Genomic DNA, 1,196 nt, shown 5'->3' on the forward strand with positions numbered 1-1,196 from the left:
TCCTTCGTCACATGTCGAAAATCGTCTCAAGCTATACGACCCTGGCGGCAACATTTATTATTAAACAAGCTCTAAGAATCTCCTATAGCAGTGTCGCCGGCATATGTACGTGTGCCGGCGACATTTTTTTTGTAACTTTGCAGCCTCTTTACTGATTGTTCAAGGGAATTTAATGAATATGGACAAAGCACAGATACGAGGTCATGTGGCCATGCTCGGGGCCAATCTTATGTGGGGGCTTATGGCTCCGGTGGCCAAGATGGTGATGGCGGGTGCGCTTGTATCGCCTTTGCTTCTGGGCGACTTTCGCATGTTCGGGGCTGCGGCGCTGTTCTGGATAGCGTCGGCATTCGCCCCCTGGCAGCATGTACCTGCTATGGATTTGTTGCGTCTTGCCGGAGCGGCGATGCTCGGTATTGTGTTCAACCAGGGGTGCTATCTGTTTGGCGTGGGCTACAGCACACCGAGCGACGCTACGGTGATCACTACCACGATGCCTATGTGGGTGATGTTGCTTGCCGCGCTTATTCTTAAAGAGCCTGTCACATGGAAAAAGGCGCTCGGTATAGCGCTTGGTGCCTCCGGCGCGATGTTGCTGGTGTTTACGAGTTCGGCCCATGGCAGTGGCGCCGGCAGTAACCCTGTGCTTGGCGACATACTGGTGCTGGCCGCACAGTTCAGCTACGCGCTGTATCTTACTCTATATAAGAACTTCATAAGCAGATATTCGTTGTTTACCCTGATGAGGTGGATGTTTACATTTGCTTCTGTTGCCATACTTATCCCGTCGCTTCCATCGCTTGCGTCGTTTCCATGGCGCGAGGTATCGGCTCCGGAGTGGTACGGCATAGCGTTCGTGGTGTGTGGCGGAACATTCCTGGCTTATATATGTGTAATGATAGGACAGAAGGCATTGCGCCCTACGCTTGTCGGCATGTATAATTATGTGCAGCCTGTTGTGGCGTCGACAGTAGGAATATGCCTTGGGCTCGATACCTTTACTCCGGCCAAGGTATTGGCTGTGGCGCTTGTGTTTGCTGGCGTGTGGATGGTAACTGTGAGCAGGGCACGCAAGGGTGGGCCCGCCCTCGTCAGCGGTATTGACAACGATAAGTAGGCATTTAGAGCTTGTTTAATAATAAATGTTGCCGCCAGGGTCGTATAGCTTGAGACGATTTTCGACATGTGACGAAGGA

General features: G+C 52.1%; 1 protein-coding gene. It reads left to right on the forward strand.

Annotated features, from left to right (window positions below; all coding sequences use genetic code 11):
* The first annotated feature begins 178 nt into the window (after window positions 1-178).
* Window positions 179-1,117, forward strand: a complete 939-nt coding sequence (locus K2I50_RS07845; protein WP_301025784.1) for a DMT family transporter — start codon at window positions 179-181, stop codon at window positions 1,115-1,117.
* Window positions 1,118-1,196 lie beyond the last annotated feature (79 nt).

Source organism: Muribaculum sp., assembly GCF_029051885.1.
Lineage (GTDB): Bacteria > Bacteroidota > Bacteroidia > Bacteroidales > Muribaculaceae > Muribaculum.

What these genes read in the sequence shown, in the direction of transcription:
- K2I50_RS07845 (WP_301025784.1), top strand. Translation starts at nt 179, where the DNA reads ATGGACAAAGCACAGATACGAGGTCATGTGGCCATGCTCGGGGCCAAT.